Origin of the sequence: Paraclostridium sp. MRS3W1, assembly GCF_032465715.1 — a bacterium.
Taxonomy (GTDB): domain Bacteria; phylum Bacillota; class Clostridia; order Peptostreptococcales; family Peptostreptococcaceae; genus Paraclostridium; species Paraclostridium dentum.
Genome location: NZ_JAWDJM010000007.1, coordinates 1 through 18,418 on the forward strand (window position 1 = coordinate 1; position 18,418 = coordinate 18,418).

The 18,418-nt window shown below is 28.8% G+C and carries 12 protein-coding genes and 1 other annotated feature; of the genes, 1 reads left to right on the forward strand and 11 read right to left on the reverse strand.

All coding sequences use genetic code 11. The features are described 5' to 3' along the window. The 4 genes from RWY47_RS00995 to RWY47_RS00980 all read right to left on the reverse strand — a co-directional run. On the reverse strand, nucleotides 1-716 hold a 716-nt coding region (locus tag RWY47_RS00995; RefSeq protein WP_316030203.1), incomplete at its 3' end, for a hypothetical protein. A 275-nt stretch (nucleotides 717-991) separates the two neighbouring features. After that, the gene (gene argS, locus RWY47_RS00990) at nucleotides 992-2,692 is read right to left on the reverse strand and encodes an arginine--tRNA ligase (RefSeq protein ID WP_150841922.1); all 1,701 of its coding nucleotides are present in this window, start codon (nucleotides 2,690-2,692) and stop codon (nucleotides 992-994) included. A 70-nt stretch (nucleotides 2,693-2,762) separates the two neighbouring features. Further along, nucleotides 2,763-3,212 carry a DUF523 domain-containing protein gene (locus tag RWY47_RS00985; protein WP_024619978.1) on the reverse strand — a complete coding sequence of 150 codons (450 nt, stop codon included), beginning with the start codon at nucleotides 3,210-3,212 and terminating at the stop codon, nucleotides 2,763-2,765. A gap of 11 nt (nucleotides 3,213-3,223) precedes the next feature. Beyond that, nucleotides 3,224-5,602 (reverse strand): endonuclease MutS2, encoded by a 2,379-nt coding sequence (locus tag RWY47_RS00980; protein ID WP_224170643.1) that lies wholly within the window; start codon nucleotides 5,600-5,602, stop codon nucleotides 3,224-3,226. A gap of 142 nt (nucleotides 5,603-5,744) precedes the next feature. On the opposite strand from RWY47_RS00980, the gene RWY47_RS00975 reads away from it, so the two are divergent. After that, nucleotides 5,745-7,193: an aminoacyl-histidine dipeptidase gene (locus RWY47_RS00975; RefSeq protein ID WP_150841920.1), complete on the forward strand. Its 1,449-nt coding sequence runs from the start codon at nucleotides 5,745-5,747 to the stop codon at nucleotides 7,191-7,193. A gap of 36 nt (nucleotides 7,194-7,229) precedes the next feature. Here RWY47_RS00975 and mprF read toward each other — a convergent pair whose 3' ends face one another. The 7 genes from mprF to RWY47_RS00940 form a co-directional block, all read right to left on the reverse strand. Beyond that, the gene (gene mprF / locus RWY47_RS00970; RefSeq protein WP_224170642.1) at nucleotides 7,230-9,764 is read right to left on the reverse strand and encodes a bifunctional lysylphosphatidylglycerol flippase/synthetase MprF; all 2,535 of its coding nucleotides are present in this window, start codon (nucleotides 9,762-9,764) and stop codon (nucleotides 7,230-7,232) included. A 321-nt stretch (nucleotides 9,765-10,085) separates the two neighbouring features. Further along, a complete protein-coding gene (locus RWY47_RS00965) occupies nucleotides 10,086-12,485 on the reverse strand; it encodes a DUF3656 domain-containing U32 family peptidase (protein ID WP_224170641.1) in 2,400 nt (799 codons plus the stop codon). Between the two features lie 73 nt (nucleotides 12,486-12,558). Further along, nucleotides 12,559-13,137: a cell division protein ZapA gene (zapA, locus tag RWY47_RS00960; protein ID WP_021428492.1), complete on the reverse strand. Its 579-nt coding sequence runs from the start codon at nucleotides 13,135-13,137 to the stop codon at nucleotides 12,559-12,561. 28 nt (nucleotides 13,138-13,165) lie between these two features. Continuing rightward, nucleotides 13,166-15,556 (reverse strand): phenylalanine--tRNA ligase subunit beta, encoded by a 2,391-nt coding sequence (gene pheT, locus RWY47_RS00955; RefSeq protein ID WP_021428416.1) that lies wholly within the window; start codon nucleotides 15,554-15,556, stop codon nucleotides 13,166-13,168. A gap of 15 nt (nucleotides 15,557-15,571) precedes the next feature. Then, the gene (gene pheS, locus RWY47_RS00950) at nucleotides 15,572-16,591 is read right to left on the reverse strand and encodes a phenylalanine--tRNA ligase subunit alpha (RefSeq protein ID WP_021428375.1); all 1,020 of its coding nucleotides are present in this window, start codon (nucleotides 16,589-16,591) and stop codon (nucleotides 15,572-15,574) included. Nucleotides 16,592-16,646: 55 nt separating this feature from the next. Then, nucleotides 16,647-16,878 (reverse strand) — a binding site (T-box leader). A gap of 60 nt (nucleotides 16,879-16,938) precedes the next feature. Beyond that, entirely contained in the window at nucleotides 16,939-17,736 is a 798-nt protein-coding gene (locus tag RWY47_RS00945; protein ID WP_220795989.1) for a TrmH family RNA methyltransferase, read from the reverse strand. 3 nt (nucleotides 17,737-17,739) lie between these two features. Next, nucleotides 17,740-18,411, reverse strand: coding sequence for a potassium channel family protein (locus RWY47_RS00940; RefSeq protein ID WP_021428431.1), 672 nt, complete (start codon nucleotides 18,409-18,411; stop codon nucleotides 17,740-17,742). Nucleotides 18,412-18,418: the final 7 nt, after the last annotated feature.

Here is an 18,418-nt window from a genome sequence, read left to right on the forward strand (position 1 = left end):
ATAATATATTCTGCCATAGAGTTTATAAAATCTATATTATCTATCTTCTCATTTATATCAAAGCCTAAAATAGATAATATAGATTTTTTTATGCTCTTTATTCCTTGTATTTGAGTATCTCTATCATTTATGTATACATCATATATTACATTTAACAGGTTATTTATTATGTCACTATCTTCATAGTCTTTTATCTTTAAATCTATATATCTATCTATACTTTGAATTACTTGTATTCTCTTCATTTCAAATTTAATAACTTCTACTTTTTCCATCTCATATGTAAATTCAATTATCGTTGATTTAATTTTTTGCATCAATTCTTCATACTCTATGTCTTTATTTTCTATAATAGAGTGAATTAATGTATTGTAAATTAAACTAGAAATTAAAAAATCATTCATATATTCATTTTTCTTATTATACAATACATAATACTTTATAACTTTTACAACTTCTTCTTCACTTTTTTTCATGTTTGTATTGGATATTATAACTGGTAATAAAATATTTACTATATTTATATCATCTAGCTTTTCACCATAAAATCTATAATAAAGTAATTCATCTCTTAATCTATTTTTATCTATTTTTACATATCTCTGAGCTAAATCATCAATTAAAGACTTAGTATTCAAGATAATCATATTTTTTATATATTTATCCTCAATGCTAAATGCATTTATATATGCTTTTTTTAATAACTCTTCTTTCATAGATACTACCTTCCTAACCCTCAAACTATTTTATAGTTTTATCAATTAATTAACTTGATATACTTTTATAATATAATAGCTTTGATTTTTAAAAAAAATAGGCAGCTATTAGCTGCCGTAAATGTAGGGGGGGAGTAGAATAGTGTTTATATACTCTACTTCCATATATATCTTTTGATTCTAATAAACTCATATTTCAGAGCCATTTCTTAATTTAATTATACAATACCCCAAATTTAGATGTAAAGTATTATTTTTCGACAAACGCGTATTTACTACATTCTTTCAGGCGCACCCATACCTAATATAGAAAGAGCATTTTCTATAGTTTGTTTTGTAGCTGCAACTAATGCTACTCTAGCTTTTTTAACTTCTATATCATCTACTAATATAGGATTATCATGATAGAACTTATTAAATGCTTGTGCTAAATCTAATACAAATCTTGTTACTATATGTGGTTCATTTTTTCTCATTGATGCTAATATACTATCATTAAATGATGCTATTAATTTTAAAACTTCCGAACTGTCAGCATCACTTAATACGCTATAGTCTACATCTGCAGTTACATCCATGTTAGCTTTTCTTAAAACAGAACAACATCTAGCATGAGTATATTGTACATATGGACCTGTCTCACCTTCAAAGCTTAATGTTCTTTCCCATGAGAAAGTATAGTCTTTTATTCTACTATTAGATAGTTCTTGGAATACTACAGCTCCAACTCCAACTTGTTTAGCTATTTCATCTACATTTTCAGCATTTGGGTTTTTAGCTAACATAGTTTCCTTTGTTTTCTCTATAGCTTGTCTTAATACAGACTCTAAAAATACTACTCTTCCTTTTCTAGTTGACATTGTACCTTCTTCTAATGCTACCATTCCAAATGGAACGTGAACCATATCTTTAGCCCATTCAAATCCTATTAACTCTAAGACTTTAAATAGTTGTTGGAAGTGTAAACTTTGTTGAGATCCAACTACGTATATACACTTTTCAAAATCATAATTTTCTTTTCTGTAAAGTGCAGCAGCTAAGTCTCTAGTCATGTATAATGTTGACCCATCTTTTTTAGTTATAAGCGCTGGTGTCATATTATATTCTTCTAGGTTTACTATGTTTGTTCCCTCAGATTCTTCTAATAATCCTTTATCTTTTATTATATCTATTACTCTATCCATTTTATCTGAATAGAAACTTTCTCCTGCATATGAGTCAAATTCTATATCTAATAAGTCATATACTCTTGAGAATTCTTTTAAACTTTCATCTCTAAACCACTGCCATAAATCTTTAGCTTCTTTATCGTCATTTTCTAATTTAGTAAACCAAGCTCTAGCTTCATCTTCCATTTCTGGATGTTTTTCAGCCTCATCATGGAATTGTATGTACAGTTTTAATAGTTCTGGTATTGGGTTAGATTCAACTGCTTCCTTATTTCCCCATTTTTTGAAAGCTACTATAAGCTTACCAAATTGAGTTCCATAATCTCCAAGGTGATTTACTCTTACTGTGTTGTATCCTTGAGAATCATATATTTTATATAAAGCATTTCCTATAACTGTTGTTCTTATATGTCCTATATGGAAAGGCTTAGCTATATTAGGAGATGAGAAGTCTATAACTACTGTCTTATCTTTTCCTAATTCACTATGTCCGTATTTTTTTCCTTGAGTTAATACATCATTTATAACATTTTTAGCTAATTGAGATTTATTAACGAAAAAGTTAACATATCCTCCCGCTGGTTCAACTTTTGATATAGCATCTTTTGCTTCTATACTTTCAGCTAAATCTGCAGCTATCATATTTGGAGCTTTTCTAAATACCTTTGCTAATCTAAAGCATGGAAATGCGTAATCTCCCATCTCACTATTAGGTGGTATTTCTATTAACCCAACTATTTCTTCTAAAGATAAATCTTCTATTTTTTCTTTTAACGATTTGGCTACTTCTATTTTAAAATCTTGCATATCAGTACTCCTTCCTTATTCTTATAACACTTTATGATAAAACAAATTATACTTTTTTTCAAGTATCTGTCTACTTTTCCAAATCTTTCTCATTGATAATGTGTATTCCTTGATTTTTTAGGATTGCAGCTGTAACACCTTGCCCATTAATTTTTTTTCCTGTAAATGTTCCATCATATATTTTATTACTTCCACAAGACGGACTTCCTTCCTTTAAAATTGCTTCACTACAATTATATAATTGTGCTATTTTTAAAGCTTCTTTAGCACCCTTTATAAAATTTTCTGTTGTGTCTATTCCATCTTTATTTTTAACTTTACATTTACCTGATAAAACATCAAATCCATTTCCATTTTCAATTTCACATGGAATTCTTGGTGTACTTAATCCACCTAATTGTTCAGGGCAAACTAAAACAAATTGTTTGCCCTTTAAATATTTCTTAACTATTTCATGGTTGTTATTATCGCCATCATATTTACAGTTTATTCCTAATAAACACGCTGATACTAATATCATTTTTTATCTCCTTATTTTAAAGTTACTATTGTAACTCCCATACCACCTTCGCCATATTGACCTGGTCTTTGAGATTTTACATGTTTATGTTTTTTTAACATTTCAGTTATTCCACTTTTTAATACTCCTGTTCCTATCCCATGTATAACAGTTACTTTTTCAAGCCCTGCTAAACATGCATCATCAAGGTATTTATCTACCTCTTCTCTAGCTTCTTCTAAAGTCATACCTCTTAAATCCACATCATTTTTAACTCTTCCAGATTTAGATTTTATAACATTTCTAGTAGCCTTTGTAACTGTAGACTTTGGATCTTTTTTAGCTTTTTCTAAAGATTTAAATGGCAAGTTCATTTTCATTATTCCTATTTGAACTACAGCTTCTTTTTTATTATTATCTGCTGTAACTACAGATCCTTGTTGATTTAAAGTTATTACCTTTACTTCATCTCCAGGATTTAATTCTTTTATTTCTCTTGATGATGTTTTTGGAACTATCATACTTTTTACACTTGGTTGTAATGCACCCATAGAATTTGAGATTTCTTTTCTTAATTCTTCTATTTTTCTATTTTTATCTTTAGACATGCTTTCTTGTTCTAATCTTCTAAGCTCTTTTATAACCGCCTCTGTCTCTTCTTTCGCTTGTCTCGTAATTCTAAAGGCTTCTTGCCTAGCTTCTTCTAATAATCGCTCTCTTTGAGCTGCTATTTTATCTAACTTAGATTCATATTCTTCTTTTAGCTCTTGAATTTCTTTTCTTAATCTAGATGCTTCTTCTCTTTCTTCAACAGCTTCTACTCTTGATTTTTCTAAGCTATGAATTACATCTTCAACAGCTATAGTATCTGTATCTATAAACTCTTTAGCTCTATCTATTACATAATCACTTAACCCTAATCTTTTAGATATTGCAAATGCATTAGATTTTCCTGGAACTCCAATGAATAATCTATATGTTGGTCTTAAGTTTTCTAGGTCAAATTCTACTGCTGCATTTTCTACACCCTCTTTAGTAAGTGCATAGTGTTTTATCTCACTGTAGTGAGTAGTCGCTATACATTTAGCTCCTGCCATATTTACATCTTCAAGTATTGCTATTGCAAGTCCTGCACCTTCTACAGGATCTGTTCCAGCTCCTAACTCATCAAATATTACCAATGAGTTTTCAGTTACTTCATTTAATATAGATACTATATTAGTCATATGAGATGAAAATGTAGATAAACTTTGTTCTATACTTTGCTCATCTCCTATATCTGCAAATACATTGTCATAAACGCACATACTCGTTCCATAGTCTGCAGGTATGTGTAACCCACTTTGTACCATAAGCGCAAATAGTCCTACAGTTTTAATCGTAACAGTTTTACCTCCTGTATTAGGCCCTGTTATAACTAATGTATGGAACTCCTCACCTAGTCTTATGTCATTTCCTACCACGCTTTTTCTATCTAATAAAGGATGTCTTCCATTTTTTATATTTATATAATTTTCTTTATTTAGCTTTGGTTCTATACCTTTTAATGCTAATGATAATTTACCTTTTGCAAATGCGAAATCTATCTTTCCTAGAATTTCTTGATTACTTAATATATCATCACTTATCTCTCCAACGATAGCTGATAATTCACTTAGTATTCTTTCTATCTCTTCTTTTTCTTTTAATCTAAATTGTCTAAGTTCATTATTCATCTCAACTATGCTCATAGGCTCTATAAATAAAGTTGCTCCTGATGACGATTGATCGTGAACTATACCTGATACTTGGCCTCTATATTCAGCCTTTACAGGTACTACAAATCTATCTCCTCTTATTGATATAATTGCATCTTGTAAATATTTTTGGTAAGTTGATGAACTGATTATTCCATTTAATTTAGAACGTATAGATTGATTTTTTTGTATTATTTTTCTTCTTAAAGATCTTAATTCACTTGAAGCGCTATCTGAAATTTCCACTTCACTAACTATAGCATTGTATATCTTGTCTTCTACTTCCCTATAAGTATATAGCCCACTTGATAATGCTTGTATTATTGGGTAGTTGAAATCTTCTTCTTCACTTGAAGATAAGTTGTTGTTTAAAAGTCTCGCTACCCTCAAAGTATCTGCTATCATTAATAAACTTCCAGGATCTATAGACGCTCCAACTTTTGCTCTTTTAACTTTATCTTCTACATCATGTAGACCTTGTAGGTTTATTCCACCTTTTTTTATAAGTATCGATTGAGCTTCGCTAGTTTCTTCTAGCATATATTTGACTTCTTCATAGTCTGAACTAGGTACTAATTCATTGATGTATTTTAACCCTAAAGAAGACGAAGCTTTTTCTTTTAATAATGATGTTATCTTATCAAACTCTAAAATTTTCAACGATTTTTTATTCATGCTTCCTCCTAAAGAAATTTTTATGTAAATTTTAAGTGTATTTTATGTAATTTTGTACTATACTATTTATATATTATACATAATCAAATCTATTTTGTGATATATATAATTTAATTTAATTTTTAGCAAGGAGATGTTTTTTATGAACAGTGTTTTAAAAGATTTACAACCTAGTTTAGTTTTTAAGTATTTTGAAGAGATATCTCAAATACCAAGAGGATCAAAAAATGAAAAAGCTATAAGTGACTACTTACGTAATTTTGGTGAAAGCTTAGGGTTAGAAACTATTCAAGATGAAAGTCTAAATATAATAATAAGAAAGCCAGCAACTCCTGGATATGAAAATGCGCCTGGCGTAGTACTTCAAGGTCATATGGATATGGTTTGTGAGAAGAATAAAAGTACTAATCACGATTTTATGAAAGACCCAATCAAATTAAGAATAGATGGAGATTATATATATGCAACTGATACAACTTTAGGTGCTGATAACGGTATAGCTGTTGCTATGGGACTTGCTATACTTGCTTCTAATGATATAGCTCACCCAGCTTTAGAAGTTCTTGTAACTGTTGATGAAGAAGCTGGTATGACTGGTGCAATGGCACTAGATGGTAGTTTAGTAAAAGGAAAATACATATTAAACTTAGACTCAGAAGAAGAGGGTTATCTTTTAGTAAGTTGTGCAGGTGGAGTAACTGCTTTATCAACTTTACCAGTTAACTTTGTAAAACCAGAAACTCCTAGAAAAGCTTATTTATTAGAAATAAAAGGATTACTTGGTGGACACTCTGGTATGGATATAATAAAACAAAGAGGAAATGCTAATAAGTTATTAGGAAGACTTTTAAATTCTTTACATGTTGATTTTGATATTGCAAAGGTTGAAGGCGGTTCTAAAAATAACGCTATCCCTCGTGAAGCTGATTGTGTAATAATGGTTAACAACGATCAAATAGATGAGTTTTTAACTCACGTAAAAGATATAACTAATACATTTAAACATGAATTAAGCACTTCTGATCCAGGACTTGAAATAGTATGTTCTGAAACTAATTCACCTGAATCAATACTTGACTCTACTTCTAAAAATAGAGTTATAAAAATGCTTAACTTAATACCAAATGCTATCCAAACTATGAGTATGGATATAGAAAACCTAGTTGAAAGTTCTACTAACTTAGGTGTTGTTAGAACTACAGATTCTTCAGTTACATTTGAGTGTGCTGTTAGAAGTTCTGTTAAATCACTTAAAGAAGACATAACAAATAGAATGGATCTTTTAATATCTGAGTTTGGTGGAAGTCTTCAATTAATTAGTGACTATCCAGCTTGGGAATATACTAAAGGTTCACAATTAGAAAAAATATGTGTTGAAGCATTTAAAAATCTTACAGGTAAAGATCCTATAATAATGGCTTTACATGCTGGTCTTGAGTGTGGTTTATTACTTGACAAGATGCCTCATGCTGAAGCTATATCATTTGGACCTAATATGTACGATGTTCATACTCCAAATGAGCACTTAAGCATATCTTCAACTGAAAATACATGGAACTACTTAGTAGCAATATTAAAATCTATGAAGTAGTAAAATAAAAAACTCCTCTAAATTAGAGGAGTTTTTTTATTTCAATTTATCTATTGGCTTTTCAGCAACAATTATTATTTGTAATGCAGTTGTAAGTAATGAAGTTTTCTTTCTATACGCCATATATTTACTTTCCCATATATCACAATACTTTTCTTTAAATCTTTTTAATCCTTTAAATGAATAGAAATTTTGTCCATGAGAATATATTTGTGCCGCTATTTTTTCTGATAAAAATGAGTATTTTGATCTACCTACATTAGATAAAGGAGCCATACCCATATTAAATCTTTCATAACCTTGCTCTTTTCCCCATTTAAATAGATTTACAAATATAAAATCCATTATTCCATTGCATGTTTCATGTGAAAAACGCATTAAATCTATTGATAATGTTTTGTTGTTATCATACATAGGCATTAAATTACTAAAGCCTTTTATCTCATATTCATTATTTCTGACTATAGCTATTGGTTGTTTATTTAAATATTCCTTATCAAAGAATCCTATATAGAATCCTTTCTCTTGCCTTCCCCCTAACCATTCATCCGAAACCTCTTTTAATTGATCAAACATTTCATCTGAAAATGGTGGATGTATAATCTCAAATGTATAATTTTCTTTTTCTACTCTAGAAAGTGCATTTCTTACACTTTTCATTTTTCTACCTTCTAGTGTAAAGTTTTTTAAGTCAACTAATCCATCTTCACCTAATTTCATAAACTCATAACCAGTTTCATGTAAATCAGGCATCATAGTTTTATCTATAGCACAGAATACTGGTGAGTACCCATATAAATCAGCTAAATTGTAAAAATTCTCAATAGTATCAAGTACTTTTTCTTTGTTTCCTACTGGATTTCCAAGTATTACTATTTTATCAGCTGATATTTGATATTGAAGTAAAACATCTTTAGTTTCATTTATATATACAAATTTATCTTTTAAATAAATATAGTGTATTAATGGAGATCCTCCAAACTTCTCAATTATATTTTTAACATCGTCTTCACATTCATCTATATGTCTGCGAGGAAAATCATTATCTTTATTTATCTTATAAATCATCCATAATAAAAATATAGCAATTATAAGTCCGCTTATACTTAATCCTAGTAAAGATAATCCATAATGTTTGATAGATTGTATCTTATAGTTTGCAATAGGTAATTTTCCTATTTTCCCATTTAAGTTTGCATAAACTGTGTAAATGTATAAACCTTGGAAAGATAATAGCAAGATTATATCTTGTATAAATACTCCCCATCTCATTACGAAGCTTTCTCTATAAAATTGTTTTTTACCAACCCACAATAAGATTGCAACTATTGCTAGGTAAGCACTTCTATAATACCATGGATCCCTTATAAGAGTAATTACAACTGCTCCAATTATTAATGTTAGTGTTAGTTTATAAATTCCTTTTGATTTATAAATCATTACTCTAGACATTGCAATTAATAAGAATCCTATAACTATAGATATTCTTTGTGGTATATGAACTATCGAAAAACTAGATACTTTATTTAATATAAAAAATTTCCGAGCTAAATCAGGAGTTGCTTCAGTTATTAGCAAACTAACACCTGATAATAATACAAGCAATACTAGCCCTATATGTGCAATTTTTGATAAAGTTGTCATTATTATATCTTTTACATCATCATTTAAGTTCTTAAAGTAGTCTTGAGCATATAATAAAAGTCCTATAAGTAAAGGAATTATATAATATGAAACACGATATAAAAACATTGCTAATAATACCTTTTCTGATGGTACATTTAAAGTTTCTAGACCAAGTATCATCGTTATATCAAATGATCCTATTCCACCTGGAGCCATACTTACAATTGCTGCAACAATTGCAACTACAAATATTGGTAAGAATTTTGCAGCAGGAACTGGTTCTCCTAGAATTCTTATAGTGCTGTATATTAAGAATATCGTAGTAACCCACTCTAAAGCAGATATAATCATTATAATAACAGCATCTTTTATATCTGTTTTTTGATCTGCTGTTGATTTTAAAAATTTAAATACTAAATATATTGATAATATAGGAAAATAAGTGCTTATTAATACTGTCATTATACTTACAAATTGATTTAGTTTTATTTCTCCAAAGTTCGTTATAACATAAACAAAACAAACCATCGAAAATCCCGTAAGGTTTAAAGCAACTATCTTAGATATTTCTTTTACTAATAGCTTTGTATCTTTAACGTGATCTTTATAGAAATTAGTTTTTAGCGCTATTGCTGTACTACCTCCAAATCCAGCTATACTAGCAATAGAGCTTGCTATCCATGAATACTTATATAATTTAAGGTTGTTTAATTTTATTCCAACTCTTTTTTTAAGTATAAAATCATATAAACTTAATGGTAAATAAGATATTATTCCTAATAAAACTATTATTAGCATGTTTGACACTGTTAACTTATCTGCATACCTTTTAAATACATCCATATTAAAGGATTCAAATACATTTTTAAATTCTTTAATTACTACAATGAAAATTGCCAATGCAAAAATTATTTTTAGCCATTTAAACAATTTGTGCTTGTTCATTTATCAAATCCCTCCCTTAGTTTGTATATCAACAGTAATAAACTTGTACATATTTATATATTTTTTTACAAAATCCGCACAAGCAATACACTATATTATAACTTATCTGACTAGTTGCATAAATTAAATTTATAAAATATACTTACACAATTTTAAATTATACCCTAATTTACATAATTTAACAAAAAACTCTCCAAATTTCAATATTTGTGTACATTTTGTGACTTCATTTTATATATTTTTACACAAAAAATTTCTTATGTGTTTAGTTGCATAAAAAAGGATAATATGTAATATTAGTATACATATTATCCTTTTTTATTATTCAACACCTTTATAGTAATGACCGGATGTTAATCCAGTATTTTCAAGCTCTTTATATAATTTTTTAGATTTTATGCCTATATTAAAATCATTTTCTATACACTCTTCAAAAGCTTCAATTATAGACTTTATTTCTTCATTTGATTCAAATGTTAAATCTATTCTAAATACATTTATGCCAGCTTTATTTAATTCACTTAAATCTTCTAATACACATAGTGGTTTAGAATTGTATATACTAGTTCTACAGAAAATATCTTGAGATAATCTATAAGTCCCATCTTTAGCATCTTTTAGTGCATATAAACTCTTGTTGCAAATAGAACTTCTTTTATCTTTTTTACAGTTTCTAACTAAAACTCCCATTGGACAGTATTCACTAATCATAAGAGGTGTATATCCATAAACTATGCTTTCTATTTCACTATCAGTGTACTTTAACATATCTTTTATTTCTGTTAAATTTAACTCTTGAGATAAACAAATCGTATTTGCGCCTTCTGATTTATAGTGATTTATAGTTTCACTATTAAAAGAATTTAAGTAGCTATCTATATATATATCTTTTCCCTTATATAAATTTACACAACCTAAATTTCCAGCTTGTACAGGTACTTTTTCAACCTTATTTAAAATAGCATAATCTTTATTTCTAAGAATTCTAGGAGGAGAGTAGATAAGTTTTATATTATTGTAACAAGCTTCTTTAGCTTCTTTTAATGTGTTTATGTCTTCATAATATACTGCATCTATATCATATAATAACACAGTTTTTAATTGTTCTATATTCTTAACTTTAACTCTTAGTTTTATGTCTTTATCCTCTTTTATAACTTTTGGTGAGTACTTTATAAAAGAATCTTTGAAGTTTCTATTTTTTATAACGACTCTTTCATTACTTAATTTATCTATAGCATCTCTTCTAAGTTGATTTAATATACTTATTGGTAAACTTATATCTTCATCTATATCAACCTCTATATTTCTCAATACATATGCTGTGTTTCCTAGTTTCTTTATTTGAGATACTATTTTTTCCTCACTTAGAGCAACCTTCATAGCTTTCTCTACAAGCTTTTCATTTGTAACAGTTATATCATTTTCATACCCATCTTTTAGTCTAAGTTTTGGAGGTTGTCCAAGCTTTAATTCAATAGTCGCATCTATAGGAATTTTTATATTTTCAACATCTTCTTCAAATGATTTCTTAATAGTATTCAATAAATCACTATCTGATGTTTTATATACGATTTGTCCTTTTTTAGCTTCTCCTATAAAATCTAATTCTATAAGTTCTCCAGCTTCTCCTATATCACTTATTGTATTATTTTGCTTAATAATTCTTCCTATAGTTCCTCCACCTAAGTTAATTCCATCACCTTTTTTAAGTGTATTCTCTAATTTAATTTTTAAGCGTTTAGCTTTTTTATTGTAATCAATTACTTTTCCAATATAAAGTCCTACATTATTAGGTCGATTTGAGTTCATAACATCTTCTCCAACCTCTCCTAATAAATATCCTTTTGTGAACTTTCTATTGAATATAGTATATAAATTGTTCATAGTTTCATTTGATACATTTACTTGATTTTTTTCTAAATATGCATCTATAGTTTTTCTATAACTACTTATTACAGTTGCTACATATTCTGGACGTTTCATTCTTCCTTCAATCTTTAAAGAGTGTACTCCAGCTTCTATAACTCTATCTATTTCCTCTATTGTATTTAAATCCCTAGGGCTTAATAAATAATCGCCTTCTGTATCTATAACTTTGCCTGAATTTATGTCTATTAATTCATACTTTTGTCTACATGGTTGAGCGCATCTACCTCTGTTTCCAGATCTATTTCCTATCATACTGCTCATTAAGCACTGACCTGAATAGCATACACATAATGCTCCATGTACAAATATTTCAATATCAACATCAGTATTTTTACATATATGTTCAATTTCATCTATATTAAGTTCTCTAGCTAAAACAACTCTATCGAATCCAATGTTTTGTAAATATAAAGTATCTTCTAGAGAGTGAGCAACCATTTGTGTACTTGCATGTAATTCAAAGTCTGGTAGTAAACTTTTTATTAGTTTAGCCATTCCTATATCTTGAAGTATAACTGCATCAACATCTATATCATATAAATATTTTATATAATTAAGAAAATCATCTATTTCATATTGTTTTATAAGCGTATTTGCCGTTACAAATACTTTTACATTTCTTATATGCGCATACTTTACAGCTTCTTTTAATTCTTCTCTATCAAAGTTATTTGCTGAGGCTCTAGCACTAAATTCTTTTCCACCTAAATAAACTGCATTTGCTCCATTTTGTACAGCTGCTTTTAACGCATCAAAACTACCTACAGGTGCTAGTAATTCTGTATTCATAACTACCTCCTTATTGTCATTAAAAACTAAAACCTTCAGGTTATTTTTCCTGAAGGTTTCTAAAAGTATTCTATTATTTTAAAAGTTTTCCAGATGCTTTTATATAATTTAACTCTTGTTCTAACTCTATGTTTTTCAACTGTAAATCATATAATTTGTTTTGGAAATCTGAAGCTAACTTTTCAGCTATTTCAGTTTTCTCATTAGCTTCATCTAAATTCTTTTTAAGTTCTTCAATTTCTTCTTTAAGAGGATTCATTCCCTCTAATACATTAACTTTATTTTTTAGTTCTTCATTTAGAGAATCTATTTCATCTTGTTTTTTACCAAGCTCTTCAACTTTATTATTAAGTTCTAACTTTATTTTTTTCATCTCTAGTTGAACTTCTTGGTTAGGTTTTTCTGCTTTTTTAACTAATTCTTTATTCTCTTTAGTTAGCTTATCATTTTCTTCTGAACATTCAAATAGCAAATCAGTAATCGTTAATGCTGATAATATAGCTACTTGAGATGTACTAAGCATTGAATTAGCTTCTGCTATTCTGCTCATTTCTTCATCAACATAATGAGCTATTTTTATCATATAATCTTTAGATTTTTCAGATACCATAGGATATTCAGATCCATGTATCTTTACTGTAACTTTGTTCATCCTAACCCCCCCTACATTTGTTTCTTAATTAATTTGATCTTAAATTCGCATTTAGTTTTTCACTTAGCTCACTTACTATCTTATCATGAACTTTTGCTACGTCTTCATCAGTTAAAGTCTTATCTTTACTTCTGTAAGTTATTGAGTATGCTATAGATTTGTGCCCTTCTTCTATTTGAGCTCCCTTGTAAACATCAAATAATTGATAGCTTTCTAATATATCTGATCCATTAGCTTTTATTATATCTTCTATTTGTTTTACAAACACTTCATCCTTAACTAATAAAGCTATATCTCTAGTAGTTGCTGGATATTTAGGTAATGGATTATAAACTTTAGAATTATTTAAGTTCTCAAATACTAAGTCAATATCTATCTCTGCAACATATACTCTTTGATTTAAATCATAGTTTTCTAGTACATCTGGATGTAGCTCTCCGAATGTCCCTATACATATATTATTATACACTAATTTAGCACATCTTCCAGGGTGGAATGTTAAATTTTTAGTTTCTGGTTCAACTTCGTATCCATCAAATCCAACATTTGTTAATATAGTTTCTACTGCACCTTTTATAGAGAAGAAATCTACTTCTTTTCCGTACATTCCTATAGATAATTTCTTCGTTTCTACAGGTAATCCTTCTTGTGGTCTAAATGTATTTCCACATTCAAAAGCATAAACTTCTTCAACTTTATGAGATAAGTTTGTTGATATTACATCTAACATGTTAGGTATTAAAGTAGTTCTCATAACAGAAGTTTCTTCACCTAAAGGATTTATAATTTTAACAAATTCTCTTCTCTCATCATCTTCAGCTAAGTTTAGCTTATCTACTCCTCTTGGACTTACAAATGAATATGTTAAAATTTCATTTAATCCAACAGCTATAGAATTAGATTTTACATTATCCATAAATTTTTGTTTATTTGTTTTTACTCCTGCTGTAGCATTACCTTCTAAAGTTGCAGATGGTATATTTTCATATCCATATATTCTAGCAACCTCTTCTAATATATCAGCATCTTCACATATATCTAATCTAAAACTTGGTACTTCTAATTCTAACTTATCAGATGAAATTAAATTACACTTAAACTCTAATCTTTCAAGTATATTTATAAATTGATCCATAGGTACATTAACACCTAATAGTTTATTTATTCTTTCTGGGTTAGCAGTTATTTTTTGTACTTCTTCCTTTTTAGGGTAATAATCAAGCATACCATTAAGAACTGTACCGCAACCTAATTCTTCTATTAATTGACAAGCTCTATTTACAGCAGCTTCTGTTAGATTTACATCTATTCCTTTTTCAAATCTTGATGAAGCTTCTGTTCTTAATCCTAATTTTTTAGATGTTGCTCTTATATTTTCCTTTGCAAAACTTGCTCCTTCAAGGAATATAGATGTAGTGTTATCTTTTACTTCAGAGTTTTCTCCTCCCATGATACCAGCTAAATCTAAAGTCTTATCTTGGTTTCCTATAACTAACATATCTGATGTTAATGTTCTTTGGACACCGTCTAATGTAGTAAATTTTTCACCTTCTTGTGCAAGTTTTACTATCATCTTATCATATTTTATATCTTCTAAGTCAAATGCATGAAGTGGTTGACCAAGTTCTAACATAACATAATTAGTTATATCCACTATATTGTTTATAGGTCTCATACCTGCCTCTATAAGTCTTCTTTGCATCCAATATGGAGAAGGCCCTACTTTAACATCTTTAATAACCTTACCACAGTATCTTTTACATAATTCTGTTTGAACATCTATTTCAAACTTCATTTCTTCATCAGATCCATTTACAGTTATTTGTGGATATTTTAACTCTTTCCCTAAAGTTACTGCAGCTTCTCTAGCTATTCCTATTATTGATCTACAGTCAGGTCTATTTGATGTTATTTCAAATTCTATTAAAGCATCATTTATTCCTAATGCTTCTCTTACGTCCATACCTAGTTCAAATGAATCTTGGTGGTCTAATATATATATTCCATCTTTTTTATGTTCTTCTACATATTGAGAAGGTATAGTTAATTCTTCTGCTCCACAGAACATTCCCTCTGAAAGAACTCCTCTTAATTTACCTTTTTTTATTTTAAAATCACCTGGTAGAACAGCTCCTATTCTTGCAACTGGAACATAATCTCCAACATTTATATTTGTAGCATTAGTTACTATTTGAAGTATTTGACCATCAGCCACTTCAACTTTTGTAACCTTTAATCTATCTGCATCTGGATGTTGTTCTATTTCAAGTATTTTACATACTTCAACTCCATTAGTTTCTTTTCCGAAGAACTCTACTTTTTCAACCTTTGAACCAGTCATAGTCATCATATCAGCGAATTCTTGAGTTTCTCTATCTATATCAACGTAGTCTCTAAGCCATTTTAAAGGTACTAACATATCAAATCCTCCTAATTAAAATTGATTTAAAAATCTCATATCATTTTCGAATAATAGTCTTATGTCATCTATTTCATACTTAAGCATTGTTATTCTATCAAGACCCATACCAAAAGCAAATCCACTATAAACTTCAGGGTCTATTCCACAGTTTCTTAATACATTTGGATGTACCATACCAGCTCCTAATATTTCTATCCAACCTTCACCTTTACACATCTGACATCCTGCGCCTTGACACTTAAAGCAAGTAACATCTACTTCTGCACTTGGCTCTGTGAATGGGAAGTTGTGTGGTCTAAATTTAGTTTTAGTATGTTCTCCAAATAACTTCTTAACAAACATATCTAATGTTCCTTTTAATTGAGCCATAGTAACATCTTTTCCGACTACAAGCCCTTCTATTTGATGGAACATTGGTGAATGTGTTGCATCTGGAGCATCAAATCTAAAACATCTACCTGGAGATATTATTTTTATTGGTAACTCTTCATTTTTCATTGTTCTAACTTGAACTGGAGATGTTTGAGTTCTAAGTAATAATTCATCATTTATATAGAATGTATCACTCATATCTCTAGATGGATGGTCTTTTGGTGCATTTAATGCATCAAAGTTATTTTCAACTGTTTCAACTTCTGGTCCTTCTGCTATCGAGAATCCCATTCCTATAAATATTTCATTTACTTCATCTATAATTTGAGATATAGGATGTTTTTTACCTACTTTAAATTCTTTAGCTGGCATAGTTACATCTAAAACTTCTTCAGCTAATTTTCTTTGCTTTTCAATATTTTTTAATTCATCTTTTTTAGTACTTATAGCAGTATCTATCGCTTCTCTAACTTCGTTAGCAACCTTTCCTATTACAGGTCTTTCTTCAGCTGATAATTTACCCATTTCTTTTAATATAGATGTTATTTCACCTTTTTTTCCTAAGTACTTAACTCTTAAAGACTCTATTTGCTCTATATCTTGCATGTCTTTTATTTCACTTAATGCTGCTTGTTGTAAATTAAGTAGTTTTTCTTGCACTATATTCACCCTTTCACTTTAATTTTTATACATCAAAAAAAGCCCTTCATCCCTATCTAGGGACGAAAGGCTATTGTTTCGCGGTACCACCCTAGTAGCTTGATTTATTAAAAATAATTCAAACCACTCGAAAAACGTAACGTGTTTTAAACGTCATAACCTACTTAAATTTCAGCCATGATACTCCAGAGGGAACTTCTTTTAATAACTTAGAAAGTACTTTCAGCCTAGGTACTTATCTCTGCGCTAAGGACTATTAAAATACTTTTCTCTTTCATAGTATTTTAAATATTAAACTTTGATTGTAAATTATATCATATATAGTGTGAATTTTCAATACAACTCTATTATATCATATATTTTTTGATTTCATACATAAGTATAGCTGAGCTTATAGCTGCATTTAAAGATTCAGCTTTTCCGTATATAGGTATTTTAACTAGTATATCTGATTCTTCTATAAGTTCATCATTAACACCATTAGCTTCATTACCTATAACAAGAGCTGTTTTATAGTTATATTCTACTCCATCATAAAAGTTATTTGTATTTAAATAACTTGATACAATATCAAATTTCCTATCTTTTAGTTCTTTTAATGCTTCCTCTTGAGTCATATTTATTATTTTCATATCAAATATTGACCCCATTGTAGATCTCGTAACTTTACTATTATATATATCTACACAACCTTTTAAGTTTATTATAGCATCTACACCTGCTGCATCTGCTGTTCTTATTATAGTCCCCATATTCCCTGGGTCTTGTATTCTATCTAAAATTAATACAAATCTGCAATTTTCATCTAAAATATCTTGAATATTATTTTTTTGTATACCAACAACTCCAACTATACCTTGAGTGCTTTCTGTATCTATAAACTCATTAAATATCTTATTTGTAGTTTTGTATACTTTTATATTTTTACTTTCTAAAACTTTTAAGAATTCAACATGTTCTTCTTTAGTCTCAAAATTTTCATTTATAAATACATATTGCAAATCTGCACTACAATCTATAGCTTGAGTTAAAATTCTAAATCCTTCTATTAAAAATTTAGACTCTTTTAATCTATTTTTGCTTTTTAAAAGAGATTTAGTTAATTTAACTTTTTCATTATCCTTACTACTTATCGATACTATCATTTTTTATTTTCTCCTAAATGAAAAGTCACTATCTGCTGTTATTGTACTTATTTTACTGTTTTGACCTATAACAACTAATATACTTCCTGCATTTAATTTTTCTTCTGGAGATGGTGTAACATTTATAGTTTTATCACACTTTATAGCTAATACTGTTATTTCATATTTAGCTCTTAAATCTAATTCTATTAATGTCTTACCTTCCCATTCTCTAGGTGTAACAATTTCAACTATAGAATAGTCTGGATCTAACTCTATATGGTCTAATATATTATTTGAAACTAAATTATGTGCTACTCTAACTCCCATATCTCTTTCAGGGAATACAACTCTATCAGCACCTATTTTATATAAAACTTTAGCTTGTAGTTCATCTTTTGCCTTACATACAATTTGCTCTACACCCATTTCCTTAGCTATTAAAGTAGCCATTATAGAAGCTCTTATATCTGAACCTATCGCAATTATTGCTACATCAAAATTTCCCATACCTAAAGCTCTTAGTGCTTGTTCATCCGTAACATCTACAATCGCTGCATGTGTAACTTTTTCAGATATAGCTTGTACTGCATCATCACTTTTATCTATTGCCATTACTTGATGTCCTAGTAAATGCATTGTAGTTGCTACTGACGATCCAAATCTTCCACAACCTATAACTATATATTGTTTCATACCTGTT